General features: G+C 67.1%; 21 protein-coding genes. 14 read left to right on the forward strand and 7 right to left on the reverse strand.

The features are described 5' to 3' along the window. Positions 1-178 precede the first annotated feature (178 nt). The 3 genes from rpoH to ACO06X_RS14935 all read left to right on the forward strand — a co-directional run bounded on the left by rpoH (position 179) and on the right by ACO06X_RS14935 (position 2,398). Positions 179-1,081, forward strand: a complete 903-nt coding sequence (rpoH, locus tag ACO06X_RS14925; RefSeq protein WP_298164687.1) for an RNA polymerase sigma factor RpoH — start codon at positions 179-181, stop codon at positions 1,079-1,081. A gap of 195 nt (positions 1,082-1,276) precedes the next feature. Beyond that, positions 1,277-1,966 (forward strand): monofunctional biosynthetic peptidoglycan transglycosylase, encoded by a 690-nt coding sequence (gene mtgA, locus ACO06X_RS14930; RefSeq protein WP_421839922.1) that lies wholly within the window; start codon positions 1,277-1,279, stop codon positions 1,964-1,966. A gap of 78 nt (positions 1,967-2,044) precedes the next feature. Continuing rightward, the gene (locus ACO06X_RS14935) at positions 2,045-2,398 is read left to right on the forward strand and encodes a putative quinol monooxygenase (RefSeq protein ID WP_298164683.1); all 354 of its coding nucleotides are present in this window, start codon (positions 2,045-2,047) and stop codon (positions 2,396-2,398) included. Here the strand turns inward: ACO06X_RS14935 and ACO06X_RS14940 are convergent. Further along, positions 2,395-3,180 carry a metallophosphoesterase family protein gene (locus tag ACO06X_RS14940; RefSeq protein WP_421837016.1) on the reverse strand — a complete coding sequence of 262 codons (786 nt, stop codon included), beginning with the start codon at positions 3,178-3,180 and terminating at the stop codon, positions 2,395-2,397. The genes ACO06X_RS14935 and ACO06X_RS14940 overlap by 4 nt on opposite strands. Before the next feature lie 239 nt (positions 3,181-3,419). Between ACO06X_RS14940 and ACO06X_RS14945 the strand changes: the two genes are divergently transcribed. Continuing rightward, a complete protein-coding gene (locus tag ACO06X_RS14945) occupies positions 3,420-4,250 on the forward strand; it encodes a TorF family putative porin (protein WP_421837017.1) in 831 nt (276 codons plus the stop codon). Between the two features lie 78 nt (positions 4,251-4,328). Here ACO06X_RS14945 and ACO06X_RS14950 read toward each other — a convergent pair whose 3' ends face one another. Next, complete coding sequence (locus ACO06X_RS14950; RefSeq protein ID WP_421839923.1) at positions 4,329-4,982, reverse strand: SIMPL domain-containing protein; 654 nt, start codon at positions 4,980-4,982, stop codon at positions 4,329-4,331. 206 nt (positions 4,983-5,188) lie between these two features. Here ACO06X_RS14950 and ACO06X_RS14955 point away from each other — a divergent pair, with 206 nt between their 5' ends. Beyond that, positions 5,189-5,626 (forward strand): VOC family protein, encoded by a 438-nt coding sequence (locus ACO06X_RS14955; RefSeq protein ID WP_298164674.1) that lies wholly within the window; start codon positions 5,189-5,191, stop codon positions 5,624-5,626. Between the two features lie 174 nt (positions 5,627-5,800). Here ACO06X_RS14955 and ACO06X_RS14960 read toward each other — a convergent pair whose 3' ends face one another. The 3 genes from ACO06X_RS14960 to ACO06X_RS14970 form a co-directional block, all read right to left on the reverse strand. Next, positions 5,801-8,866, reverse strand: coding sequence for an efflux RND transporter permease subunit (locus ACO06X_RS14960; RefSeq protein WP_421837018.1), 3,066 nt, complete (start codon positions 8,864-8,866; stop codon positions 5,801-5,803). Then, on the reverse strand, positions 8,863-9,951 hold the full coding sequence (locus ACO06X_RS14965; RefSeq protein ID WP_421837019.1) for an efflux RND transporter periplasmic adaptor subunit: 1,089 nt from the start codon (positions 9,949-9,951) through the stop codon (positions 8,863-8,865). The genes ACO06X_RS14960 and ACO06X_RS14965 overlap by 4 nt, the downstream gene beginning before the upstream one ends. An 86-nt stretch (positions 9,952-10,037) precedes the next feature. After that, a complete protein-coding gene (locus ACO06X_RS14970) occupies positions 10,038-10,670 on the reverse strand; it encodes a TetR/AcrR family transcriptional regulator (protein WP_421837020.1) in 633 nt (210 codons plus the stop codon). A 47-nt stretch (positions 10,671-10,717) separates the two neighbouring features. On the opposite strand from ACO06X_RS14970, the gene ACO06X_RS14975 reads away from it, so the two are divergent. Then, a complete protein-coding gene (locus ACO06X_RS14975; protein ID WP_421837021.1) occupies positions 10,718-12,166 on the forward strand; it encodes an efflux transporter outer membrane subunit in 1,449 nt (482 codons plus the stop codon). A 112-nt stretch (positions 12,167-12,278) separates the two neighbouring features. Then, entirely contained in the window at positions 12,279-13,166 is an 888-nt protein-coding gene (locus tag ACO06X_RS14980; RefSeq protein ID WP_421839924.1) for a L,D-transpeptidase family protein, read from the forward strand. On the opposite strand, the gene ACO06X_RS14985 is transcribed toward ACO06X_RS14980, so the two are convergent. Beyond that, positions 13,163-14,053: a LysR family transcriptional regulator gene (locus tag ACO06X_RS14985; protein WP_421837022.1), complete on the reverse strand. Its 891-nt coding sequence runs from the start codon at positions 14,051-14,053 to the stop codon at positions 13,163-13,165. The genes ACO06X_RS14980 and ACO06X_RS14985 overlap by 4 nt on opposite strands. 98 nt (positions 14,054-14,151) lie before the next feature. Between ACO06X_RS14985 and ACO06X_RS14990 the strand changes: the two genes are divergently transcribed. Genes ACO06X_RS14990 through ACO06X_RS15010 form a run of 5 tightly spaced genes read left to right on the forward strand, consistent with a single transcriptional unit; the run spans position 14,152 to position 20,621 of the window. Then, a complete protein-coding gene (locus ACO06X_RS14990) occupies positions 14,152-16,248 on the forward strand; it encodes a malate synthase G (RefSeq protein WP_421837023.1) in 2,097 nt (698 codons plus the stop codon). Between the two features lie 16 nt (positions 16,249-16,264). Then, positions 16,265-17,758, forward strand: a complete 1,494-nt coding sequence (locus tag ACO06X_RS14995) for an FAD-linked oxidase C-terminal domain-containing protein (RefSeq protein WP_421837024.1) — start codon at positions 16,265-16,267, stop codon at positions 17,756-17,758. 16 nt (positions 17,759-17,774) lie between these two features. Next, a complete protein-coding gene (locus tag ACO06X_RS15000; protein ID WP_421837025.1) occupies positions 17,775-18,908 on the forward strand; it encodes an FAD-binding protein in 1,134 nt (377 codons plus the stop codon). Then, positions 18,892-20,193, forward strand: coding sequence for a glycolate oxidase subunit GlcF (glcF, locus tag ACO06X_RS15005; RefSeq protein ID WP_421837026.1), 1,302 nt, complete (start codon positions 18,892-18,894; stop codon positions 20,191-20,193). The genes ACO06X_RS15000 and glcF overlap by 17 nt, the downstream gene beginning before the upstream one ends. A 5-nt stretch (positions 20,194-20,198) precedes the next feature. After that, positions 20,199-20,621: a GlcG/HbpS family heme-binding protein gene (locus tag ACO06X_RS15010; protein WP_421837027.1), complete on the forward strand. Its 423-nt coding sequence runs from the start codon at positions 20,199-20,201 to the stop codon at positions 20,619-20,621. Between the two features lie 4 nt (positions 20,622-20,625). On the opposite strand, the gene ACO06X_RS15015 is transcribed toward ACO06X_RS15010, so the two are convergent. Continuing rightward, positions 20,626-22,368 carry a c-type cytochrome gene (locus ACO06X_RS15015; protein WP_421837028.1) on the reverse strand — a complete coding sequence of 581 codons (1,743 nt, stop codon included), beginning with the start codon at positions 22,366-22,368 and terminating at the stop codon, positions 20,626-20,628. Between the two features lie 270 nt (positions 22,369-22,638). On the opposite strand from ACO06X_RS15015, the gene ACO06X_RS15020 reads away from it, so the two are divergent. Together ACO06X_RS15020 and ACO06X_RS15025 are read left to right on the forward strand one after the other, a co-directional pair. Beyond that, entirely contained in the window at positions 22,639-23,796 is a 1,158-nt protein-coding gene (locus tag ACO06X_RS15020) for a mandelate racemase/muconate lactonizing enzyme family protein (RefSeq protein WP_421837029.1), read from the forward strand. Beyond that, a complete protein-coding gene (locus ACO06X_RS15025) occupies positions 23,793-24,548 on the forward strand; it encodes an SDR family NAD(P)-dependent oxidoreductase (RefSeq protein ID WP_421837030.1) in 756 nt (251 codons plus the stop codon). Before ACO06X_RS15020 ends, ACO06X_RS15025 begins: the two co-directional genes overlap by 4 nt. Positions 24,549-24,592 lie beyond the last annotated feature (44 nt).

Raw genomic sequence — 24,592 nt, forward strand, 5'->3', positions numbered from 1 at the left:
AAAGGTGCAATGCCCCAAAAACGCGCTGTATCGAATGGCGCTACGTGGGCGAATAGTTTTGCTGTGTGGCAAGACTCGGGGCTGTCCGATATACCGGAACAAGCCGCGAACGTCTCGCGACACAGGCCTGTGAGGTTCGCGCCCCCTGCAATCGGGCGCGGCGAAAGGATGTGTTCAGGTGTCTGAGAAGAAATCGACAGCGCTGGTCCCTGCCCTTGGTGGCGGTGAGGCGGGGCTGAACCGCTATCTGGCCGAGATCCGCAAGTTCCCGGTGCTGGCGCCCGAGCAGGAATACATGCTCGCCAAGCGCTATCAGGAGCATGCCGATCCGCAGGCCGCTGCGCAGCTGGTGACGAGCCATCTGCGGCTCGTGGCGAAGATCGCCATGGGCTATCGCGGCTATGGCCTGCCCGTGAGCGAGCTGATCTCCGAAGGCAACATCGGCCTCATGCAGGGCGTCAAGAAGTTCGAGCCCGATCGCGGCTTCCGTCTGGCGACCTATGCGATGTGGTGGATCAAGGCCTCGATCCAGGAGTACATCCTGCGGTCGTGGAGCCTTGTGAAGATGGGCACCACCGCAGCGCAGAAGAAGCTGTTCTTCAACCTGCGGCGGATGAAGAAGAACCTCGAGGCGTTCGAGGATTCGGACCTGCATCCGGAAGACGTGCGCAAGATCGCGACCGACCTCGGCGTGTCCGAAACCGAAGTCGTCAACATGAACCGGCGCATGATGATGGGCGGCGATGCCAGCCTCAACGTCTCGGTGCGTGAGGACGGCGAAGGTTCGTGGCAGGACTGGCTGGTCGATGACAGCCCGCTGCAGGATGAGACCGTGGCCGACGCCGAGGAAGCGCATCTGCGCCACGCCCTGCTGGTCGAGGCGATGGACGGCCTTTCGGACCGCGAGCGGCATATCCTGACCGACCGGCGCCTTATCGACGAGCCCAAGACGCTCGAAGAACTGAGCCAGGTCTACAACGTCAGCCGCGAGCGCGTGCGCCAGATCGAGGTGCGCGCCTTCGAGAAGCTGCAGAAGGCGATGCAGCGCATTGCCGGCGAGCGGCATCTGCTGACGGCCTGAACCGGGCGGTTCCTTGAGAATAGAAGGGCGGCCGGGGGTGATCCCGGCCGTTCCTGTTTGCGGTGGATCGCGGCAACCACGCGGCTCACTGGGAAGGCGCGAAGGTTTCAAGCTCCCGATTGCCAGCCGCGCGCCGCCGGGTAATATCATCGGCGCATGGATGATGAACTGCTCAAGCTCAAGAACCCGCAAGTGATGCAGGCGCGCCGGCCCGGCCTGTTGCATCAGGCGGGATGGTTGCTGGCACGGCTGGTGGCGGCGTTCCTGTTCCTGAGCGTGTTCATGGTGGTGGTCTACCGCTTCGTGCCGGTGCCGGTGACACTGACGATGATCTTCGATCCCAACGGCATCACCCAGGAATGGGTGCCGCTTTCGAAGATCGATCGCAACATGGTGGATGCGGCAATCGCCGGGGAGGACGGCAAGTTCTGCCAGCATCACGGGTTCGATCAGGATGCGATCCTCAAGGCGTGGGAGCGCAATCAGGAAGGCGGACGCATCCGCGGGGGCTCCACGATCAGCCAGCAGACCGCCAAGAACGTGTTCCTGTGGCAAGGCGGCGGCTATCTGCGCAAGGGGCTGGAAGCCTGGTTCACCGTGCTGATCGAGACGATCTGGGGCAAGCAGCGCATCATGGAAGTCTACCTCAACGTCGCCGAGACGGGCATCGGCACCTATGGTGTCGAGGCGGGGGCGCAGCGCTACTACAAGAAATCGGCGGCACGATTGAGCCGGGTCGAGGCGGCGCGGATCGCCGCGGCGTTCCCGCAGCCCAAGGTGCGCGCGGTAACGGGTGCGACGGGTTCTACCCGCAGGCACGGCAACGTGATCGCAGCGCGGGTAAACACGGTGCGCGCGGATTACGACACCTGCGTTTATCAATAGGGGCGCCCCGCGACGGGGTGTGCTTGACTGGCTTGGTCAATCAAGCCCGGCATGAGCGGGGCCAAGGGAGTGCCAGCCATGCCGCAGGTCATCATTCACGCGTGGATCGAATTTGCCGATCAAGGCGTGCGGGACGAGGCGGTGCGGCTGGCGGCGCCGATCCAGTGGACATCGCGCACCGAGGAGCCGGGCTGCCTTGAGTACTGCTTCGCCGCCGATCCCTGCATTCCGCACCGGGTAACCATCCACGAGCTGTGGGAAGATCACGCCTCGCTCGTCGCGCACTTCCAGCACCCTTGCTACGCCGCGATGCGCGACACGATGGTGGGACTGGGGCCGACTGCGCTGTGGAACCGGATGTATGAAGTCGGCCGCGATGGGCCGGTCTACCGCGAGGACGGCGCGATGCGCACGGTGTTGTTTGACGACTAGGCTGCCTCAGCCGCCGGTTCGCCCTGCACTGAAATCAGCCAGCGCGATGTGCCTTCGAGGCCGATCGCAGTGAGCAGGCCCGAGGCATAGGCGCCCGTATCGAGGCTGATGCGCAGCGGCGAGACGTGCGGGCTTTCGAGAATGGTGTGGCCGTGGACGACCGCGAAATCGCGGGTTTCGGGGCCTTCGATGAACTCACCGCGAATCCAGCGCAGGTCCGAGATCTTCTGATCCTCGAGCGGGACACCAGGGCGCACCCCGGCGTGGACGAAGACGTAGTCGCCGATCTGGATGCTGTCTTCCATCGACTTCATGAATTCGATGTCGTCGGCCGGGACTGCTTCTTGCATGATCGCGCGCAGCTCCTCGAGCGTGGCGCGGCTGTAGACATCAGGCTCGATCGGATAGCTCAGCAAGGTTTCGCGCCCGCCATGGCGGAGGAAATGGCGCAGCGTATCGTCGCGCTCGAAACTGCCGAGGAACATTTCCTCGTGGTTGCCGGCCAGCATCCGCACGCGGCGGCGCTTTGCCCATTCGCGCGCGGTGGCAATGACGCTCGCGCTGTCCGGGCCGCGATCGACGAGATCGCCCAGCAGGATGACGGTGGTTTCTGCAGGGGAACGGCCCGCTTCGTCCGCCTCGATCCGCGCAATCATGCGGCACAGCAGGTCGTATCGGCCATGGATGTCGCCAATGGCATAGACTCGCTGACCTTCCGGAACCGAGGGAATCACCTCAGGCTCGGACCGGGATTCAAGAAAGGAACGCAGCAGTTTCAGCATCAAAGAGGGGCCTTACCAAAGTAATATGGGCCTGACAGCGTCCATTACAAGGCGCGCGGCATGGATGGTGCGGAATTGCAACAGAGCGTGGGAAAGCCGCGACCAGCCGTTGGCGCGCTCTTGTGCGACGCAACATAATCCGGCAACAAAAAGTTACAGAACGAAGGCTGACCGCAAAAATCGAGTCGCCACGGGCTGTGCAGGTGGGACGACGCGAACCCAAAAACAAAGGATTCCCCATGCGTACGTCCAGCAAGGCCTTCGTGGCCGCAACCTTTGCTGCCCTTAGCTTCGCCGCTGCTGCACCCGCGCTTGCCGACGAAACTGCCCCGCCCAGCGACATCACGGTAACGGGCGCGGCGACGATCGCCAGCCAGTACCGGTTCCGCGGCGTCGCGCAGTCGGACAACAAGCCCGTCGTGCAGGGCACCTTCACAATCGCGCACAAATCCGGTTTCTACATCTCGACCTGGGGCTCGAGCGCTTCGGCCGGCAACAGCCCGATCAACATCGGCGGCACCGAGATCGACATCTACGGCGGCTACACCCACGGTATCGGCAACACCGGCTTCACCATCGACGGCGGCCTTTATGGCTACATCTATCCGGGCGCGACGATCGGCAACTACTGGGAAGTCTACGGTTCGGTGGCCAAGACGCTGGGCCCGGTGACGGCCAAGGTCGGCGCGAACTTTGCGCCGGCGCAGAAGGTGTTCAACTACAACTTCACCTCGACCCATCGCAGCAATCTCTACGTTTACGGCGAACTGGGCGGGGCGATCCCGGGCACTCCGCTGAGCATCCATTCGCACCTCGCGCACACCGGCGGCGGCTTCGACCTTCCTAAGCCGTTCTTCGATTACAACGTGGGGATTACCGCGAAGTATAAGAACCTTGCGCTTGATGCCTCAGTGGTCGGCACCAATATGCACCGCAGCGACTTCGCCCAGAGCGGCCTGTGCAGCGGCGCCGGCGGCGGCGAAAGCCTGACGGCGGTCGATGTATGCACGAATTCGTTCTACCGCACGACCAAGCCGGTCGGCGTGGTTTCGCTCACCGCATCGTTCTGATCGCATCCGGTTGCAGGAGGAAAGGGCGCGCCGCCATGCGGTGCGCCCTTTCTTGCCGCTGACGCAGCGCAGAGGCCTTTACCGCAAGTAGAAGTCGATCGTTGTCACGACGCGGACCTTCTTGAACGGCGTGTCCGAAACACCCCAGCCGCCGCCGCCATCGCCGTCCCGCGCGGTCACTTCGAAGTAGCCCTGCGTCGCGTTCTTGATCCCGCCGACGCCGGTGCCGCTATCCTGCGCAAACTGTTCGGCGGAGCGGCGCGCGTCCTTGGTGGCGGCGGCGACCATCGCGGGCTTGATCTTGTCGAGCCCGGTGAAAGTATAGGCCATGCCTGAGCCTTCCTCGAGCATCACGCCGCGCCGCACGAGATCGAACTGGCGGCGCACGGCATCCTGCGCGCGCTTGATGTCGGTGGTGCGCAGCGCCATGCGCTGGCGCACGGTGAAGCGCGTCACGCCGTTATCGGTGCTCGTGCTGACATTGACGCCGGTGGGCTGGAGCGTTTCTGCGGGGAAGCCGAGGCCGGCGAAGAAGGCGCGGATTTCCTGGCTGTCATGATCGACGCTGGCCTGCGCGCTGCCCATGTCCTCTGCCGTGGCGGAATAGGCGATGGTCCAGGTGGCGAGGTCGGCGGTCACTTCGCGTTCGGCAAGGCCGCGCACGGTGACAGCGCGGTCCGCCTCGCGGCTGCGCCTGAGGCCATCGCCGAGGAGATAGCCGCCCGCCACCATGCCGAGCGCGAGCACGCCGGCGGCCGCAAGCAACGGGCGCTGCAGACCCGATGGGGTCAGGCGGGCAAGAAACGATTGGGAATCGGCGGCAGGCTCACTATCGGTTGTCGTCACGGCATGGTCTCCCTGTCGGGCTCTTCGCCCTGCGGTGAGATGTGCAATTCTGTCGATGAACTGAGTTTGAATAACCAAAGGAGCTGCTCCCCGTGACCAAGTTTCTCCACGCGATGATCCGCGTGACCGATCCCGAGGCGACGATCGCCTTCTTCGAGCTGTTTGGGGTGAAGGAAGTGCGCCGCTTTTCGAGCGACAAGGGCCGCTTCACGCTGATATTCCTCGCGGCGCCCGGCGAAGAGGGCATCGCGGAAGTGGAACTGACCTATAACTGGCCGCCTGAGGATGGCAGCGCGGGCGAAGTCTATACCGGCGGACGCAACTTCGGCCACCTCGCCTACCGGGTGAGCAACATTTACGAGACCTGCGCGAAGATTCAGGCGGCGGGCCACATCATTCACCGCCCCCCGCGCGATGGCCACATGGCTTTCGTGAAGAGCCCGGACGGCATCTCGATCGAACTGCTGCAGGACGGGCACCTTGAACCCGCAGAACCGTGGGCGAGCATGGAGAACACCGGGACCTGGTGAGGGTTTGAAGAAGGGGTTTCTCGCAGAGATCGGGAAGGAAGCAGAGATCGCAGAGAGGTCGCTTCCGGCGGAGCCGGAAATTGATGCCCTCCCGATCAGATCGAAAGCGGCCGCGCCGCAAGGTACAGTCTCCCTGCGATCTTCTTTCCCTCTGCGTCCTCTGCGAGAAACCTTCTACGCCGCGCGCCGCACCATCCACAGTGCGTAGAGCGCGGGGAGGAAGAACAGCGTCAGCGCGGTACCGACGAGCGTGCCCCCGATCAGCACGACCGCAAGCGGGCCCCAGAAGCTGGACAGCGTGAGCGGCAGAAAAGCGAGCACCGCCGCAAGCGCGGTGAGCAGCACCGGGCGTGCGCGCCGCACGGTCGCCTCGATCACCGCAGCTTCAAGGCCGAGGCCGCGGGCGCGTTCGCTGTCGATCTGGTCGACGAGGATCAGCGTGTTGCGCATGAGAATGCCGGCAAGCCCGATCAGGCCGAGGATCGCGTTGAACCCGAACGGGAAACCGGTGATGAGCAGCGAGGGGATCGCGCCGAGCAGCCCCAGCGGCGCGGTCGCGAAGACGAGGCCGGTCATGCGGAACGAGCGCGTTTGCAGCATGAGCACGAGCAGCATGATCCCGATCATGATGGGGAAAAGCGGCGCAAGCGCGGCGTTGGCCTTGCCGGCTTCCTCGACCGAGCCGGCGGCGATGATCGCATAGCCTGCGGGCAGCTTGTCGATCACGGGCTGCAGTTTGGGCAGGATCGCGGCAGTCACGTCAGCTGGCTGGATGCCCTTGGTGATATCGGCGCGCACGGTCATCGTCGGCACGCGGTTTCGGCGCACCAGCAGCGGGTCTTCGCTGGAAGGCACGATCTTCGCGACTTGCGCAAGGGTCACGCCGGTGCCGTTCGCGGTGCCGATCACGAGGTTGCCGAGGTCACCGAGCGCGTGGCGTTCAGCCCCCGGCGTGCGGACGACGACATCGGTGGTGCGGTCGCCGTAGCGGGCCTGTGCAACGGTTGTGCCCGAAATCAGCGCGGAGACCTGCCGGGCGACGCTGGCGGGATCGAGCCCGAGCAGGCGCAGGCGGTCGTTGTCGAACTGGAGCGTGACGGCGGGGGTGCGGTCGCCCCAGTCGGTGTTGACCGCGACCGTGTTGGGATTGGCGCGGACCACTTCGGCGACCTGGGCTGAAATGCGGCGCAACTGGTCCGGCTCCGGCCCGGTGACGCGGAAGGCGACGGGATAGGGCACCGGCGGGCCGAACAGCAGGCTGAGCGCGCGGACGCGGGCGCCGGGGTAGTGGCCCTCGGCGGCGAGCTTCTGGACGAGCAGGCGCAGCCGGTCGCGCGCGGCGGGGCTGTGGGTCAGCACGATGAGCTTGGCGAAGGAGGGATCGGCGGGCTCGGGATTGAGCGAGAGGAAGAAACGCGGGGCGCCGCCGCCGAGGTAGCTGTCGACGTAGCGGATTTCGGCCTTCATCTCGGGCCGGGTGAGCAGATCATGCTCGATCTTTTCGACCACGCTGCGTGTTGCGACAAGGCTGGAGCCGTGGGGGTTGTAGACCTCGATCAGCAGCTCTGGCCGGTCCGAGATCGGGAAGAACTGCTTGGGGATCGCGACGACGAGCAGCACGGCGGCGAGCACCATGCCGAGGAGCACGCCGAGTGTGAGGCGGCCGCGCTGCGCCACGCTGCGGGTGATCCATCCGCGCAGCTGTTCATAGCGCGGCGTGGCGTAGATCGCATCGTGGCCGCCCGCCACGGGCTTGATATCGGGCAGCAACTTCACACCGAGATAGGGGGTGAAATAGACCGCGACGATCCACGAGACGAGCAGCGCGAAGCCGACGATCCAGAAGATGTTACCGGCATATTCGCCCGCAGTGGAGCGCGCGAAGCCGACGGGGAGGAAGCCGACGATGGTGACGATGGTGCCCGCCAGCATCGGCCCGGCGGTCGCGCCCCAGGCGAAGGTGGCGGCCTCGATCCGGCTCATGCCTTCCTCGAGCTTTACCACCATCATCTCGATCGCGATGATCGCATCGTCGACGAGCAGGCCGAGGCTGAGGATCAGCGCGCCCAGGGTGATGCGGTCGAACTGGCGCCCGGTGATCCACATGATCACGAACACGGCGGCGAGCGTGAGGGGAACGGAGAGCGCGACGACGATGCCTACGCGCCAGCCGAGCGCGATCAGGCTGACGACCATGACGACGCTGAGCGCGACTGCGAACTTGAGCATGAACTCACCGTAGGCCTCGGCGATGTTGGCGGCCTGATCGGCGACTTCGGCAGCCGTAATGCCGAGCGGGAGCCGGGTGCGGATCTCGTCAAGCTTGGCATTGAGCGCACGGCCAAGGGTGAGGCCGTTGTAGTTCGGATGCATGACGACGCCGAGCATGACCGCCTCGCCGCCCTCATGGCGGACCTGAAAGCTGGGCGGGTCTTCGTATCCGCGCCTGACCTCGGCGATATCACCGACGCGCACCACGCGTCCGCCTGCGCTGATCGGGGTGGCTCGCACGGCGTCGAGATCGTCGAAGCCGCCCGTGACGCGCACAGGCACGAGGCGCGAGGACGTCTCGAACTGGGCGGCGGGCTGGATCAGGTTCTGGTTGGCAAGCGCGCCGAGCACGGCATCGGCGCCCAGCCCCAGCGTGGCGAGCTTGCGGTTGGAAAGCTCGACATAGATGCGCGGGCGCTGTTCGCCGAACAGCGCGACCTTCTTGACGCCCTCGACGCGCTGGAGTTCGCTGCGGATGGCTTCGGCGCGCTGCACCAGCGCACGGTGGGGCAGGCCTTTTGCCTGCACCGCGATGAGCGAGAAATAGACGTCGGAGTATTCGTCGTTGACGATCGGGCCGATCACGCCGCGCGGCAGATTGATCGCCTCGTCGCTCATCTTCTTGCGCGCCTGGTAGAACAGCTCCGGCGCGTCCTTCGGCGAGGCCTTGTCGCCGAACAGGATGGTGATGGTGAGGAAGCCGGGCCGGGTCTGGGTTTCGATCCGGTCGTAGTAGGGCAGTTCCTGGAGGCGCTTTTCCAGCCGGTCGGCAACCTGATCCTGCATTTCCTGCGCAGTGGCGCCGGGCCATGCGGCAGATACCGTCAGCACCTTCAAGGTAAAGCTGGGATCCTCTGCGCGGCCAAGCTGGAAGAAGGCGAAGATGCCCGCAGCCATCGCGGCGAGGAGGAGGAACAGCGTGACCGAGGGTTCCTTGACCGCGATCGCGGAGAGGTTGGGGCCCTTCACCGGGCCGCGCCTTCAGCCGGGCGGACTTTCTGGCCAGCGTGGAGCAACTGGCCGCCGAGCGCGACGACGCGCGTACCGGGCGGCAGGGCCGAGGCGGGGAGGAACGCTTCCTCCTCGGTCAGGCGCAGCGGCCGTGCGGGTTGGAAGCGGACACTGCGATCGGTTTGGATCACCCAGACGCCCGGCCCCTTGCCGAGATCAACCAGTGCGCCGAGCGGGACGCGGCTGCTGCCGGCGCTGGTGCCGAAAAGGCGCACGGTGACGGTGGCGCCGAGCGGAGCGTCTGCCGATGCACCGGCAAGGACGTAGCGCGCAGCGAACGTGCGGGTCAGCGGATCGGCGGCCCCGGCGACTTCGCGCAAGGTGGCGGTGACGGGCGCGGCGCGGCCATAGACCGTGGCCTGCGCTGATCTGGGGAGCGCGGCGAGCGCGGTTTCGGGGACGGCAACGAGCGCTTCACGCGCGCCGCTGCGGGCAAGGCGCAGGACGGGCGTGCCGGCGGCGACGATCTGACCGGCTTCGGCGAGGACTTCGGTGACGACACCGTCTGCATCGGCGACGAGCACAGCATAGCCGCGTTCGTTGGCGGCATTGGCGGCGGCGGCGCGGGCGGCGGAGAGCGTGGCAGCAGCGGCATCGCGCGCAGCGCGGGCACCGTCGTATGTGGAGGGGGAGATGGCGCCGGTGGCGACGAGCGGGCGCAGGCGCGCTTCGTCCGCTGCGGTGCGCGTAGCATCGGCTTCGGCAGCGCGCACTTTGTCCGCCGCAGCGGACGCGGCGAGGCCGAGATCGCGCGCATCGAGCCGGAAAAGCGGTTGCCCGGCGCGGACCCGCGCGCCGGCATCGACGAGGCGGGCGACGATCTTGCCGGGGACGCGGAAGGCCAGCGTGCTTTCGGTGCGGGCGTGGACGGTGCCGGTATAGGCATCGCCCCCACTTTCGCCGCCACCTTCGCCCTGCACCAGCGCGGCGGCGACGAGCGGCTCGGCGGGCTGTTCTGACGCGGTGCCGGAGCAGCCGCCTAGGAGTGCGGTGCCGGCGAGCGCGGCGATGAGCGGGAAACGGGAAATGGCGCGGCGTTGCATGTCAGCCTCCGAGCCCCTGGGGGGACTTTCGACTCCCGTATAATCGCGGCTGACGTTTCAGAAAAGATGAAAAATTATTTCTGTTTTCAGTTTTTCGTTCTGAGCGCCTCAAGCACCAGACGCGTGATCCCCGCCGTCTCGCTTTCAAGGTGGGCGACACCGAAGGTATCGAGCATGACCGGGTGCCAGACCTTGGCCATCGCGGTGAAGGTGGCGGCCGAGGTTTCCTCGAGCGGGAGATCGGCGCGCATGACGCCCTGTCGCTGGCCTTCGGCGATGACATGGCGGATAAGGCCGTGCAGCGTATCCATGAACTGCTGCACCGGGGGCCAATTGCCACGCGTGGCGGCGAGGCACAGATCGCTGGAGCGCCCGCTTTTGAAGAGAAGATCGCGCATTTTCAGGGCGATATCCATGCAAAGCAGCTCAAAGGTGCGGATCGGATCGGCGGAGGCGCCGCGCGCAACCCGCCATGCGGCGTCTTCCACGCCGCTCAACGCGCGGCTCGTCACCGCCTCGTCGATGGCCTGGCGATTGGCGAAGCTGCGATAGAGATTGGCGGGCGACATGCCGAGCGCGCGGGCAACGTCGGTCACCGTGACCTTTTCAAATCCCAGCGCATCATAGAGGCGTTCGGCGGCGTCGAGAATCTCGTCCCGCCGGTCCACGCTGGGCCGCCCTGCCTTTCGCTTTTCTGAAATGGCTGGGTTGATTTTCATGAAAAAGGATATATTCTTTCATCATTCATAGGTCAAGGACTCTTCCGATGCGGACCTTTCTTGCCGGAGCCGCGGCTGTTCTCCTGCTCGGCGGGGCAGCGCCTGCTGCGCAGGCCGCGCCGCACGCCCGGCCCGCTCCGCCCGTGCTGCCCGAAGCTTTCCGCAATGCGCCGGCTGCGGTCGATGCCGCGCCGTTGGCGGAGGGCTGGTGGAAGAGCTTCGGCGATCCGGTGCTGGACCGCATGGTGGACACGGCGCTTTCCGGCAATCTCGATATCGCAGCGGCTGCGGCGCGGCTGGAGCAGGCGGCGGCAGGGGTGAAGGCAGCCAAGGGCGCGCTGATGCCGCAGGCCTCACTTGATGGTTCGGCAGGGATCAAGCGGCAATCGATCGAGGATGTGCAGGGCCGCGCCTTCTCGCGCTTTCCCGGCTTTCAGCGGACGGTAGAGCAATATGGCCTTAACGGCGCGGCATCGTGGGAGCTCGACTTGTTCGGGCGCCTTTCGGCTGGTGCGCGGGCGGCGCGGGCCGAGGCGAGCGCGGCGGATGCAGGGCTGGCCGGCGCGCGGCTGACAATCGCGGCCTCAGTGGTGAACACCTATATCGACGTACGCGCGATCGAGGCGCGGCTCACGGTGGCTCGATCGCGGGTGGCGGCTGCGCGCGATGCTGACGCCCTGCTGCGGCAGCGGGCCGAACGCGGCGTGGCGGCGCTGACCGAGACCGACCGCAGCGGCGCTGAACTCGCCGGGGCTACGTCCGCCGTGCCCGCGCTGGAGACGGCGCTGGAAGTCGAGCGCAACCGGCTCGATGTGCTGATGGGCCGCGCGCCGGGGCAGGCGGCAGCGGAGATGGGTAGGGGCGCTATTCCAGCCATGCGCGCGCCTGCGGTGCCCGATGGCCCGGCCTCGCTGTTGGCGCGGCGGCCCGATGTGGTGGCGGCGGAGCGGCTGGTAGCGGCGAGCGATGCGCGTGTGGCCGAGGCGATCGCGGCGCGCTATCCCCGCTTCACCATTTCGGGCTTTGCCGGGTTTCTTGCCAACGGGATGGGCAACCTGTTCACCGGCGGCGCGGTGCAGACCGGGGCAGGCGGCGGGTTCAACGTTCCGCTGTTCACCGGCGGGCGGCTGCGGGCGCAGCAATCGGCAGCGGAAGCGCGGCTGAAGGAAGCTGTCGCGACCTGGCGGCAGACCGCGCTGCAGGCGGCGGCGGAGGGCGAGAATGCGCTGCTAGCACTGACCAAGCGCAGCGAGCAGGCGGACGCGGCGGCCATGGTCGCGGCGCGGCTGGCGGATAGCCGCCAGCGGATCGAGACGGCTTTTCAGGCCGGTGTGGTAAGCCGGATCGAGGCGCTGGCGATCGAACGGCAGCGGCTCGATGCCGAGGATGAGGCGATTGCTGCGCGGGCCGAAGCAGCGCGCGCAGGCGTCACTGCCTTTCGCGCGCTGGGCGGCGGCTGGCAGGCGGGTGCAGAGCGGCTCGCGGCGTCCCGCTGAGGGACGCATGGCGCGGCCCATCACTGACCAAAAAGCAGTGTCACGTTAGGTAACGATCCGTTAACCATACTGCATGGGTTGGGCTTCGGGACGAGTCTCCGTTTTGGTGGGAATGCTGCTCGCGCTGCTGGGATGCGGCGTGCTCGCCCGTGCGGCCTTTGCCGAGCGGGTGGCGCCAACCCCTGCGCCGGTACAGTTCGCTTCGGCTGCGGCGCAATGTGCGCCCGATCCGGCGCTTGATGGTGAGCCGGAGGGGCCGCCCCCGCCCACCCCCGTTTCTGCTGCGCGCAAGGGCGTGCTGATCGTGGTGAGCATCCCCTCTCAGCGGCTCTGGGTGTTCCGGGACGGCGAGGAGTGGGGATCGACGGCGGTTTCGACCGGGCGGCGCGGCTATGGCACGCCGGCGGGCACCTTCACGATCCTGCAGAAGCACGTGAAGCACCGCTCGCGCACTTATGGCAACGCGCCGATGCCTTATATGCAGCGGCTGACGTGGAGCGGTGTGGCGCTTCACGCCGGACGGGTGACGGGAGCGCCGGCCTCGCACGGGTGCATTCGTCTGCCGTGGGATTTCGCGCGGCAGCTTTATGCGCTGACCAACCCGGCTTCGACTTCGGTGGTGATCCTGCGCCAGCCGCTGGACTATGCCGAGGCGGCGAAAAGCGCGGCGCTGGGGCTGCCTGCTCCCGCGCAGGCGGCGCCGGTGCGGCAGGCCTATGCGCCGCACCCGCCGCCATCCGCCATGTCCACGGAGTTGCCCATGCAGGGCACTGTGCAGACGATCCAGCTGGCGGCGGCAACCAATGTCGCCCGGGCGGATGCGCTGTGGCAGGAGCTTTCGGCGAGCGAGCCGGAACTGCAAGCGTTGGAGCCGGTAATCATCCCGGCGGTGGTGCGGCAGATGCAGGTCTACCGCTTGCGCGCTTCGGGGCCGGATGCCCATGCGATCTGCGGACGATTGGCGGCGCGGGGCATCGCCTGCATCCGGGTTACGGCCTAGACGAGGCCGCTGCCCGCCTGCAAATGTGCGCCGAGGTGGGCGATGAAGGCTTCGATCCGCGCAGGGAGCGCCGGCGTGGGGGCATGGACGGCATAGATGCCGACATCCTGCGAACCTTGATAGTGCGGCAGAACGCGGGCGAGCGCGCCTGAGCCGAGCGCTTCATGCACATCCCACAAGGAGCGCAGCGCGATGCCGCAGGCGCCGAGCGCGAGTTCACGCACGACTTCGCTGGAATTGGTCCGCACGTGGCTCTGGCCTTGATGGGTGACTGTGCCTTCGGGGCCATCGAGTTGCCAGGGGAGCTGGCTGGTGGTGGCGAGTAGGCGATGGTGCTTGAGGTCGCCAAGAGTTTCGGGCGTGCCGAACTGGGCGAGATAGGCGGGCGCTGCGCAGAGCACGCGATGGCTGGTGCCGAGGCGGTGTCCGACAAGACCGGTGCCGATCTTGGCGCCGATGCGGATCGCCAGATCGCAGGAGCCATCGAGGAGGTCGGCGAACTCGTCCGAGAGATCGAGCTGGAGGCGGACGTCCGGATGGGCGGCGAGGAAGGTGGGCACGTGGGGCACGACATGCATGCGGCCGAACGAGGTGGGGGCCGTAAGGCGCAGCGGCCCGCGCACATGGGTGTGGCGGCCGCTGACGCGTTCCTCGGCGGCCTTGAGGGTCGAGCGCAGCGGGAGCAGCGCATCGTGGAGATCCTGCCCGGCGGGGGTGAGCGCGAGGCGGCGCGTAGTGCGGTGGACGAGGCGGGCAGAGAGGCGCTCTTCCAGCCGCGCAAGGCGCTTGGACAGCGCGGCGGTGGAAGCACCCTGCGCCCGCGCTGCGGCGGAGATCGATCCGGCTTCGACGATGGCGAGGAAGAGATCGTAATCGGGATCGAACATTGTTTCCCTGTAGGAGAAGCTGCATTGAATTATTTCCTTCTACCGGAAGACGGCAGCGGGGCCTAGGGGAGGGGCATCGGATTTTGGGAGTCGGTGCGATGAGCGGATATGTCGAGCGTTCGGGGCTGCAGGTCGCGGGAGTTCTTGCGGACTTCATCGAAACGCGCGCACTGCCGGGGACGGGGCTGGCGGCAGATGCCTTCTGGGCCGGGACGGCGGACATCTTCGGGAAGTTCGCGCCGCGCAATGCCGCGCTGCTGGCCAAGCGCGAGGGCTTGCAGGCGAAGATCGACGCCTGGCACAAGGCACGCGCCGGGCAGCCGCAGGATATGGCCGCGTACAAGGCGTTCCTGACCGAGATCGGCTATCTGGTGCCCGAGCCCGCGCCGTTTTCCGTGGCGCCGCAGAATGTCGATGCCGAGCTTGCCGTGACGGCGGGGCCGCAGCTGGTCGTGCCGATCCTCAATGCGCGGTTCCTGCTGAATGCGGCGAATGCGCGCTGGGGCAGCCTTTATGATGCGCTCTATGGCACCGATGCGATTCCGGGTGCAGCCGCTGGCAAGGGCTATGACCCGGTGCGCGGCGAGCAGGTTATCGGCTGGGCCAAGGCGTTTCTGGATGAGGCGGTGCCGCTGGCGACGGGTTCGTGGGCGGACTGGACCGGCGGCGATCTTGCGCTGAAGGATCCGGCACAGCTGGTAGGCCATGCGGGCGCGAACCTGCTCTTGCGCCACAATGGCCTGCACATCGAAGTGGTGATCGATCCGGCGCATCCCATCGGCAAGGACGATCCGGCAGGCATCGCCGACGTTGTGCTGGAAGCGGCGATCTCGACGATCTGTGACTGCGAGGATTCGGTCGCGGCGGTCGATGCCGAGGACAAGGTTGCGGCCTATGCCAACTGGCTGGGGCTGATGCGGGGCGATCTCGAGGACACCTTCGAGAAGGGCGGCGCGATGATGACGCGCCGGCTCAATCCGGACCGCGTCTATACCGCGCCCGATGGCTCGGCGTTGACGCTGCATGGCCGTTCGCTGCTGCTGGTGCGCAATGTAGGCCACCTGATGACCAATCCGGCGGTGCTGCTGCCGGGCGGTGGCGAGGCGCCGGAGGGCATTCTCGATGGCATCGTCACCAGCCTGATCGCGATGCACGATATCAATGGCGCGCGGACCAACAGCCGCACGGGTTCGGTCTATATCGTGAAGCCCAAGATGCACGGGCCGGAAGAAGCCGCCTTCGCCAACGATCTGTTCGATGCGGTGGAGGATGTGCTGGGCCTTGCGCGCCATACGCTGAAGATTGGCGTGATGGACGAGGAGCGCCGCACGAGCGCGAACCTTGCCGCGTGCATCCATGCGGTGAAGGACCGCATCATGTTCATCAACACCGGCTTCCTTGATCGCACCGGTGACGAGATGCACACCTCGATGCAAGCCGGCGCAATGCTGCGCAAGGGCGACATGAAGACGAGCCCGTGGATCATATCCTACGAGGATCGCAACGTGCAGATCGGCCTCGCCTGCGGGCTTTCGGGCAAGGCGCAGATCGGCAAGGGCATGTGGGCAATGCCCGACCGCATGGCTGACATGCTGGTGCAGAAGATCGGTCATCCCAAGACCGGCGCGAACACCGCATGGGTCCCTTCGCCGACGGCGGCCGTGCTGCACGCCACGCATTACCATCAGGTCGATGTATTCGCCCGGCAGGTGGAGCGGCGCGCGGAAGGGATCGCCAGCCTCGACGCACTGCTGACCATTCCGGTCGCGGCAGGCCAGAACTGGTCCGAGGCGGACATTCAGGCCGAGATCGACAACAATGCGCAAGGGATTCTGGGCTATGTTGTGCGCTGGGTCGATCAGGGGATCGGCTGCTCCAAGGTGCCGGACATCAACGACGTCGGCCTGATGGAAGACCGCGCCACCTTGCGGATTTCGAGCCAGCATATCGCCAACTGGTTGCTGCACGGGGTGGTGACGGCGGAACAGGTCGATGCGGCGCTGCTGCGCATGGCGGCGAAGGTCGATGCGCAGAACGCGGGCGATCCGCTGTACCAGCCAATGGCGGGTGATCCGGATGGCAGCCTCGCGTTTCAGGCGGCGCGGGCGCTGGTGTTCGATGGCGTATCGCAGCCGAGCGGCTATACCGAACCGCTGCTGCACGCGTTCCGCCAGAAGGTGAAGGCGGCCGCCTGATCCGGAGAACCGCCCGATGACGATTGCCATGCCGGTGCCAGATGCCGAGACGCTCGCCAAGCGCGAGCGGATCGCGCGGGCGCTGCGGGCGATCGTGCCGGGAGAAGGCGTGATCGATGCGCCCGAGGCGCTGCGTCCGTGGGAATCGGATGGGCTGACGGCCTATCGCCAGCCGCCGCTTATGGTCGTGCTGCCCGAAACGACGGCGCAGGTATCTGCCGTGCTCAAGTGGTGCCACGCGGAAGGCGTGAAGGTGGTGCCGCGCGGGGCGGGGACGTCTCTTTCGGGCGGGGCGCTGCCGCTGGCGGATGCGGTGCTGCTGGGGCTGGGCAAGTTCAAGCGGGTGCTGGAGATCGACTACGAGGACCGCGTGGCAGTGGTGCAGCCCGGCGTTACCAACCTTGCGATCACGCAAGCGGTGGAGGGGCGGGGCTTCTACTACGCGCCCGATCCTTCGAGCCAGATTGCCTGCACCATCGGCGGCAATGTCGCGGAGAATTCGGGCGGGGTGCATTGCCTGAAATACGGCCTGACCACGAACAACGTGCTCGGCGTCGAGATTGTGATGATGGACGGCGAAATCGTGCGGCTGGGCGGGCGGCACCTCGATCCGGGCGGGCTGGACTTGCTCGGCGTGGTGGTGGGGTCTGAAGGGTTGCTGGGCGTCGTCACCGAAGTGACGGTGCGCATCCTGCCCAAGCCCGAGACGGCGCGGGCGGTGCTGGTGGGCTTTCCCGATGCTGAGCAGGCAGGCGCGTGCGTGGCGCAAGTGATCGCCGAGGGGATCATCCCGGCAGGCATGGAAATGATGGACCGGCCCGCAATCCATGCCGCGGAAGCCTTCGTGCAGGTGGGCTATCCGCTCGATGTGGGGGCGCTGCTGATCGTCGAGGTCGATGGGCCGGCGGCGGAATGCGATTTCCTGATCGGCGAGATTGCGCGGATTGCCGATGCCAATGGCGCGGTGACGACGCGGGTATCGCAGGATGAGGCCGAGCGCATGGCGTTCTGGGCGGGGCGCAAGGCGGCGTTTCCGGCGGTGGGGCGGATTTCGCCGGATTACCTCTGCATGGACGGGACGATCCCCCGCCGCCGCCTGCCCGATGTGCTGCGGCGGATGGAGGAGCTTTCCGAGGAGTACGGCCTGCGCGTTGCCAACGTGTTTCATGCGGGCGACGGCAACCTGCATCCGCTGATCCTCTACGACGCAAATGTGCCGGGGGAGCTCGACAAGGCGGAAGCGTTCGGCGCGGATATTCTGCGGCTGTGCGTGTCGGTCGGCGGGGTGCTGACGGGCGAACATGGGGTGGGGATCGAGAAGCGCGATCTGATGCCCGAGATGTTCAGCGAGGCGGACCTCAAGCAGCAGCAGCGCGTGAAATGCGCGTTCGATCCAGAGCTGTTGCTCAATCCGGGCAAGGTGTTTCCGGTGCTGCACCGCTGCGCGGAGCTGGGGCGGATGCATGTCCATCTCGGCGCGCTGCCGCATCCCGAGCTGCCCAGATTCTGATGATGGGGCGCTTCTGATGCTGGAGCCGAGGGATGCGGCGGATCTTGCCGAAATCGTCGCCGATGCGGCGGCGGAGGGGCGCAAGCTGGAACTGCGTGGCGGGGGCACCAAGGCGGCGTTTGGTGCGCCGCGTGAGGCGGAGATTGTCTCGCTGGCGGGGCTGACGGGCGTGGTCGACTACGATCCTGCGGAACTGGTGCTGACGGTGCGGGCGGGGATGCTGCTCTGCGATGTGCAGGCGCTGGTGGCGAGCGAAGGACAGATGCTGGCCTTCGAGCCTTGGGGCGATCCAGGCGCGACGATCGGTGGCACCGTGGCGGCGGGCGTGGCGGGTTCGCGCCGGGTGACGGCGGGGAGCGCGCGCGATCATTTGCTGGGGCTGACAGCGGTTTCGGGGTGCGGCGAGGTGTTTGTCGCAGGCGCCAAGGTCGTCAAGAACGTGACGGGCTATGACCTGCCCAAGCTGATGGCGGGATCGTGGGGACGGATCGCGGCGATGGCCGAACTGACGCTCAAAGTGCTGCCACGTCCGCGCCATGTGGTGACGTTGGCGGCGCGCGGCTTGGCTCCGGCGGCGGCGCATGCGGCGATGGCCTGCGCGCTGGGGAGCCGGGCGGATGTGTCTGCCGCTGCCGCATTGCCGGATGGGACGGTGCTGCTGCGCGTGGCGGGCTTTGCGCCCTCGGTGGCGGCGCGTTGTGCGGTGCTGCCGGAGCTGCTTGCGGGCCATTGCGCGCTTGAGGCCATGGCCGAGGACGAGGACGAGGCCGCGCCGCTCTGGCGGCAGGCGATGACGGGTGAGGCCTTGCACGGGGCGGTGCGCTGGGATGTGCATCTGCCGCCGCGCCATGCGCCAGACCTGATCGCTGCGCTGCCTCCGGGGGCCGAGTGGGCCATGGACTGGGGCGGAGGGCGGCTCTGGATCGGCAGTGACCACGAGGACGAGGCTGTGCGCGAGAGTGCGACACTGCTGGGCGGAGAGGCGCGGCTGGTCCTGGCGCCCGAGGCGATGCGGGCGCGTGTGCCCGCGTTTCATCCGCGCGCAAAGGGCGTGCTGGCGCTGGAAGCGCGGGTGCGGCGGGCGTTCGACCCCAAGGACGTGTTTGCCACTGGCCGGTTTGCGGAGGATGCGCATGCAGACGCAGTTTGACGCAGGTGCGCTCGCCGATCCGGCGATGGCGACCTCGGAAAGCGTGATCCGCAAGTGCGTGCATTGCGGGTTCTGCACCGCGACCTGCCCGACCTATGTGCTGCTGGGTGACGAGAACGACAGCCCGCGCGGGCGAATCTATCTGATCAAGGACATGCTGGAGAACCAGCGCGTGCCGGGTCCGGAAACGGTCAAGCATGTCGACCGCTGCCTTTCCTGCCTTGCCTGCATGACGACGTGTCCTTCGGGCGTGAACTACATGCACCTCGTCGATCACGCGCGGGTCTATATCCACGAGCATTATCGGCGGCCCTGGCATGAGCGGGCCACGCGGCGGTTGCTGGCATGGGTGCTGCCCTATTCCGGGCGGATGCGGCTGGCGCTGGAGCTTGCGCCGCTGGGCCGGCCATTCGTACCGCTGATGGAGCGGATCAAGGCGCTGCGACCCTTGGCGGCGATGGTCGCGCTGGCTCCCAGGCGGGTGCCTGCGCCGGTGCTGGTGCAGCCTGAACGGATGGCGAGGCCCAAGGGCCGCGTCGCGCTGCTGCAGGGCTGCGCGGAGCCGGTGCTGAGCCCTGAGGTGCGCGCGGCGACGGTGCGCCTGCTGGAGCGGGCGGGGCACGAGGTGGTGTTTGCAAACGGCGAGGGCTGCTGCGGCGCGCTCGTCCACCATATGGGGCGCGAGCATGATGCGCTGGATGCGGCGCGGCGCAATGTCGATGCGTGGATGGCCGAGATCGAGGGGAAGGGCCTCGATGCGGTCATCGTCACCACATCAGGCTGCGGCACCACGATCAAGGATTATGGCCATATGCTGCGCGGCGATCCCGCCTATGCCGAAAAGGCCGCGCGGGTGAGCGCGCTGGCGATGGATGTGAGCGAATATCTCGCCAAAGTGGGGCTGCCACCGGTGACGGCGCGGGGGCTTGCTGTGGCCTATCATCCCCCCTGCTCCTTGCAGCACGGCCAGAAGGTGACTGAGGCACCGAAGCGGCTGCTGGCGGAGGCAGGCTATGCCGTGCGGCTGCCGGCGGAGGCACATCTGTGCTGCGGTTCAGCGGGCACCTACAACATTCTCCAGAGCGAACTCGCCGGCCAGCTCGGTACGCGTAAAGCTGAGCGGCTGAGCGTGCTGGAGGCCGATGTGATCGCCACCGGCAATGTGGGCTGCGCGGTGCAGATCGCGCGCCACTCCGGTCTGCCCGTCGTCCACACCATCGAACTGCTCGATTGGGCCACTGGCGGCCCGAAACCCGCAAATCTCAGTCATCTTCCCCAGGAGTAACACGCATGACTCGTATTTCGCTCGAACAGGCTCAGGCCGTGATCACCGGCGCGCTCAAGGAAGCGCGCGTGCTTGGGCTGAAGCCGATCAGCGTGGCCGTGCTCGATGCCGGCGGCCACATGATCGCCTTCGCGCGCGAAGATGGCTCGTCCAACCTGCGCCCGCAGATCGCGACCGCCAAGGCATCCGGCGCGCTGGCGCTGGGGGTTTCCTCGCGCACGATCGGCGAGATGGCGATCGAGCGGCCAACCTTCATCAACGCGGCGGCGGGGCTCAATCCGGCGGGGATCGTGCCCGCCGCTGGCGGCGTGCTGGTGAAGGATGCAGACGGCGCGGTGATCGGCGCGGTCGGCGTGACGGGCGATACCAGCGACAACGACGAACTCGCCGCGCTGGCCGGAATCAGGGCGGCGGGGCTCGCCGCCTGATGCCTCAGCCGGGGCGGTGGCCCATGGTCCACACGTAGGCCGCCACCGCCCGCGCATCGGCCTCATCCAAGGGCGCGCCGCCCATCGCGGGCATGCCGCCGCTGGCCTTCTTCGGCTTGGCGACACCGGTGCGGATCGTGGCGGCAAGGCCTTCGAGCGAGCCGTCGCTCCATTGATAGGCGGGGCCGACAAGCGAGCCGCCGGCGGAGCTGCCGCGCCCGTCAGAGCCGTGACAACCCGCGCAGGTGCCGCCCTTGGCCTCGCCGAAATAGATTCGCTGGCCGAGCGCGACTTCTTCCGCGTTCGAGCCGGGCGGGGCGAGCGGGGGCTTGCCGCTGAACGGATCGCCGGTGGTGAGCGCGCTTTTCACCGGCGCGCGCGGGGCGGCGGTGAGCGGAGCGTCCGCCGCGCCGTGGTACGTCACGCGCCAGATCGTGCCGCGCACGTCATCGGCGATATAGAGCGCGCCGTCCGGCCCCACGGCGAGGCCCGCCGGGCGGTGGGCGGCGCGGCCGGGTTCGCGGTATTCTCCGGCAAAGCCATCGGCAAAGCGGATCCATGTCCCCGAGGCCTTGCCGTCCTTCAGCGGCTGGAACGCGACGAGATAGCCGTCCTGCGGCGCGGGCGCGCGGTTCCATGAGCCGTGGAAAGCGATGAACGCGCCTTCGGCATAGGCGGCGGGGAAGCGGCGTGCGCTGTAGATCGCGACATCATTGGGCGCCCAGTGCGCGGGATAGGCAGCCACGATGGGCGTTTTGCCGGCGCAGCGGCCCTGCATTTTGCCCCCATCGCCGCCATATTCGGGGGCGAGCACATGGCGCTGGCCATCGTAGTAGCAGGTCGGCCAGCCGAAATCCGCGCCCTTGAACGGGGAGAACAGGATCTCGCTCGGCAATTCCGCGCCTTGTTCGCCGGAATAGAGCGCGGGCCAGTTCTGCGAGAGCTGATCGCGACCGTGCTGGGTGGCGAAGACGCGGCCCGCGCTGTCGAACGCGATGCCGCCGGTGTTGCGGATGCCGGTGGCCCAGCGGTCGGCGGGGGAGAAGACCTGTCCGGTCTTGTCGGCGCGGTAGGCCCAGATGCCGCCGCGCGTCTGCTGTTCGATGCAGGGGTCTGCGCCCTTGGCACCTGGCTGGCGATTGGGGCTTTCGCACGTGTTGGAGGCTGAGCCGGAATTGACGAGGATGAGGCCGCCCTTGTCGATCGCGAAGGGGTGCATCGGGTGATCCCCCTTCATGACGAGGCCGGAGACGACCGTTTCGCCCGCGCCGCCGGGCACTGCCACGCCGGGGGTGAGCGCATAGCGGACGATGGTGCCGCCTTCTTCGGCATAGAGCGCCCCGTTCCACAGCGCGATGCCGGTGCCGCCTTGTCCGCCCTTGCGGGCATTCGAGCCGAAGCGCTCGGTCACGTCGGCGGCGCCATCACCATCGCGGTCCTTCAGCGCGACGATGAAGCCGCCGGCAGGTGCGGGTGCGCCGGGGAAGTAGTCGGGATAGTCCCAGGTGTTGACGTAGACCGTGCCGTCCGCACCGACGGTGAGGTGGCGGGCATGGCCGAGGTGATCGGCAAAGACCGTGGCGCAGAAGCCCGGCGGCAGGCTGAGCCCGCCGTTGTCCGGCGCGCAGTCTGCACTCGCGGGTTCAGACGCGGCAGCCAACGGCGCGCGCGGCGAGATGATGGCGAGGCCGAGCGCGGCGGCGCTGGCGGCGGCGAAGACGGTGCGGCGCGAGAGATGTTTGATCATGGCGGGACTGTGGTGGTCCGGCCGCCGACGGTCAATCCTGATCGGAGGGAAATGGCGGTGAAGACGGTGCCATGATGGGTGGCAGGGGACCACGCCTGCCAGTGATGAGGGCTGGTGGCAGATGCGCCAAAGGACCAGAGCCGCGCAGTACATGTGACTTTATGGTCACGTAAGTACCATGTGCATAGGTGTGAGGTTCAGCAGCATGTTTCAACGTGGCGCTGGTCGCCGGTTGCAAATGCCATATTCCCATTATATGACCCTTAAGTCATGTCAAAATCTTGGACTCACACCGCCCCGATTGCTGAAATCCGCTCTCATGTCGCGGGGCACTGGTTGTTCGTCACGGTCACTACCGAGTGCGGCACGACCGGGATCGGGGAGGCGACGTATTTTCCCCATCCGCTGGCGACTGCGGCGGTGATCGAGGACCTCGGAAGCATCTATATCGGTGCGGATGCCTTCCGGCCGGAGTGGCTGTTTCAGCTGGCGATCAAGCACCACTGCATTCGCGATGCGTGCCAGATTGCGGCAGTTTCCGCCCTTGATCAGGCGCTCTGGGATATCAAGGGCAAGGCGCTGGGCGTGCCGGTGTGGCAGCTGCTCGGCGGGCTTGTGCGCGACAAGGTGCGCGCAATCCTGCTGGTTGAAGCGGCCTCGGTCGATGCGCTGATCGCGGGGGCCGTGGCCGCGCGCGACGAGGGCTTCACCGCCATCAAGCTCAAGCCCTTCGTGGGTGATTGGGCACGGCAGACGACCGCGCGGATGCTGCAGGATGTGATCACCACCGTGCAGGAAACCCGCGCGGCGGTGGGCTGGGATATCGACATCGCGGTAGAGTTGCACCGCAATCTGCCACCGGACCTTGCGGGTGTGTTTGCCGATGGGGTGCGGTCCATGCGGCCCTACTTCCTCGAAGATCCGGTCATGCCGTTCAGCCTTGCGGCCAATGTGCAGGCCGCGCGCAGCATGGGCGGAACGGTCGCGCTGGCTGAGCGGGTGACCAATATCTGGGAGTTCCGGGATTACTCGGATTGCCCCGATATCGCGATCCTGCGGCCGGATATCGGCCTAGCTGGCGGCTTTACCCAGATGCGCAAGATTGCCGCGATCGCCGAATCGCGCCAGCAGCGCATCGTGCCGCACAACTTCACTTCGCCGGTGGCGACGGCGGCCCATATCCAGATGGCGGCGGCGACGGTGAACTGGGATGTGCAGGGCTATGTCCGCGAGGATCGCGATCCCTGGCGGCAAGTGGTCAAGGCCGTCAACCGGATCGAGGACGGTTACCTCGTTATCCCCGAGGTGCCGGGGATCGGGATGGAGCTTGATCTGGAGTGGCTGGAAGGCGCGAGCTACCAGCCGTTCGGAAGCCAGTTCCACCATGGCCTTGCGCGCGCGGCTGATGGTGGGCCGCGCCAGATATGAGCGCATCGCTCGCCGAATTGCTGCGCGGTTTTGCCGGTGCGCGGGTGGTGGTCGTGGGCGGACGCGGGGGCGTGGGCGCGGCGGTGGCGGCGCAGGCCTGCGATCTGGGCGCGCAGGTTGTCGCAGCCTCGCGCCAGGGCGCGGCGGACTGGACCGCGCCGGGGCGCGGCCATGCTGTTCACGCCCGGCTCGATCTGGCCGATCCCGCTTCGATCCGCGCCTTCACGAAGCGGATGGCGGAGGAGTTCGGCGCGGTCGATATTCTGGTGACGGCGGCGGGCGTGACCCGCTCGGTCGCGCTGGCGGACCTGCCGCGCCTTGATGATGCGTTGATCGAAGAAGTGTTCCTTGCGAACGCCATCGGGCCGCTGCGGTTGGCACGAGACCTTGCGCCGCTGCTGCGCGCCGGGACCGATCCGGTCTTCGTCAATGTCTCTTCAGTCGCCGCGCGGACAGGCCTTGGCAGCAACATCGCCTATGGCGCCGCCAAGGCTGCCATGGATACGGCGATGATCTCGCTCGCCAAGGCATTGGCGCCGGCCGTCCGGACGGTGAGCGTGGCCCCCTCGGCGCTCGACACGCCGTTTGCGCAGGGACGCGGCCCCGAATTCATCGCGCGCACGATTGCCGCCACTCCGCTCGGCCGGCTGGCGAACGTGACCGAAGTGGCCAATGCGGTGCTGGCCGCGGCGCGCCTGCTGACGGCCACCACGGGGGCGACAATCTACGTCGACGGCGGCCGCCATCTCTGACTGCGGGAATGAACCCGCCGCCGCTTGCCAAGCTGGAGCCTGCC

The sequence above is a fragment of the Novosphingobium sp. genome (assembly GCF_965229225.1).
Lineage (GTDB): Bacteria > Pseudomonadota > Alphaproteobacteria > Sphingomonadales > Sphingomonadaceae > Novosphingobium.

Coding starts and splice junctions, on each gene's coding strand:
- mtgA (WP_421839922.1), top strand. CDS start 1,277: ATGCAGGCGCGCCGGCCCGGCCTGTTGCATCAGGCGGGATGGTTGCTG.
- ACO06X_RS14935 (WP_298164683.1), top strand. CDS start 2,045: ATGCCGCAGGTCATCATTCACGCGTGGATCGAATTTGCCGATCAAGGC.
- ACO06X_RS14940 (WP_421837016.1), bottom strand. CDS start 3,180: ATGCTGAAACTGCTGCGTTCCTTTCTTGAATCCCGGTCCGAGCCTGAG.
- ACO06X_RS14945 (WP_421837017.1), top strand. CDS start 3,420: ATGCGTACGTCCAGCAAGGCCTTCGTGGCCGCAACCTTTGCTGCCCTT.
- ACO06X_RS14950 (WP_421839923.1), bottom strand. CDS start 4,982: ATGGTGGCGGGCGGCTATCTCCTCGGCGATGGCCTCAGGCGCAGCCGC.
- ACO06X_RS14965 (WP_421837019.1), bottom strand. CDS start 9,951: ATGCAACGCCGCGCCATTTCCCGTTTCCCGCTCATCGCCGCGCTCGCC.
- ACO06X_RS14970 (WP_421837020.1), bottom strand. CDS start 10,670: ATGAAAATCAACCCAGCCATTTCAGAAAAGCGAAAGGCAGGGCGGCCC.
- ACO06X_RS14975 (WP_421837021.1), top strand. CDS start 10,718: ATGCGGACCTTTCTTGCCGGAGCCGCGGCTGTTCTCCTGCTCGGCGGG.
- ACO06X_RS14980 (WP_421839924.1), top strand. CDS start 12,279: ATGCTGCTCGCGCTGCTGGGATGCGGCGTGCTCGCCCGTGCGGCCTTT.
- ACO06X_RS14985 (WP_421837022.1), bottom strand. CDS start 14,053: ATGTTCGATCCCGATTACGATCTCTTCCTCGCCATCGTCGAAGCCGGA.
- ACO06X_RS14990 (WP_421837023.1), top strand. CDS start 14,152: ATGAGCGGATATGTCGAGCGTTCGGGGCTGCAGGTCGCGGGAGTTCTT.
- ACO06X_RS14995 (WP_421837024.1), top strand. CDS start 16,265: ATGACGATTGCCATGCCGGTGCCAGATGCCGAGACGCTCGCCAAGCGC.
- ACO06X_RS15000 (WP_421837025.1), top strand. CDS start 17,775: ATGCTGGAGCCGAGGGATGCGGCGGATCTTGCCGAAATCGTCGCCGAT.
- glcF (WP_421837026.1), top strand. CDS start 18,892: ATGCAGACGCAGTTTGACGCAGGTGCGCTCGCCGATCCGGCGATGGCG.
- ACO06X_RS15010 (WP_421837027.1), top strand. CDS start 20,199: ATGACTCGTATTTCGCTCGAACAGGCTCAGGCCGTGATCACCGGCGCG.
- ACO06X_RS15015 (WP_421837028.1), bottom strand. CDS start 22,368: ATGATCAAACATCTCTCGCGCCGCACCGTCTTCGCCGCCGCCAGCGCC.
- ACO06X_RS15020 (WP_421837029.1), top strand. CDS start 22,639: ATGTCAAAATCTTGGACTCACACCGCCCCGATTGCTGAAATCCGCTCT.
- ACO06X_RS15025 (WP_421837030.1), top strand. CDS start 23,793: ATGAGCGCATCGCTCGCCGAATTGCTGCGCGGTTTTGCCGGTGCGCGG.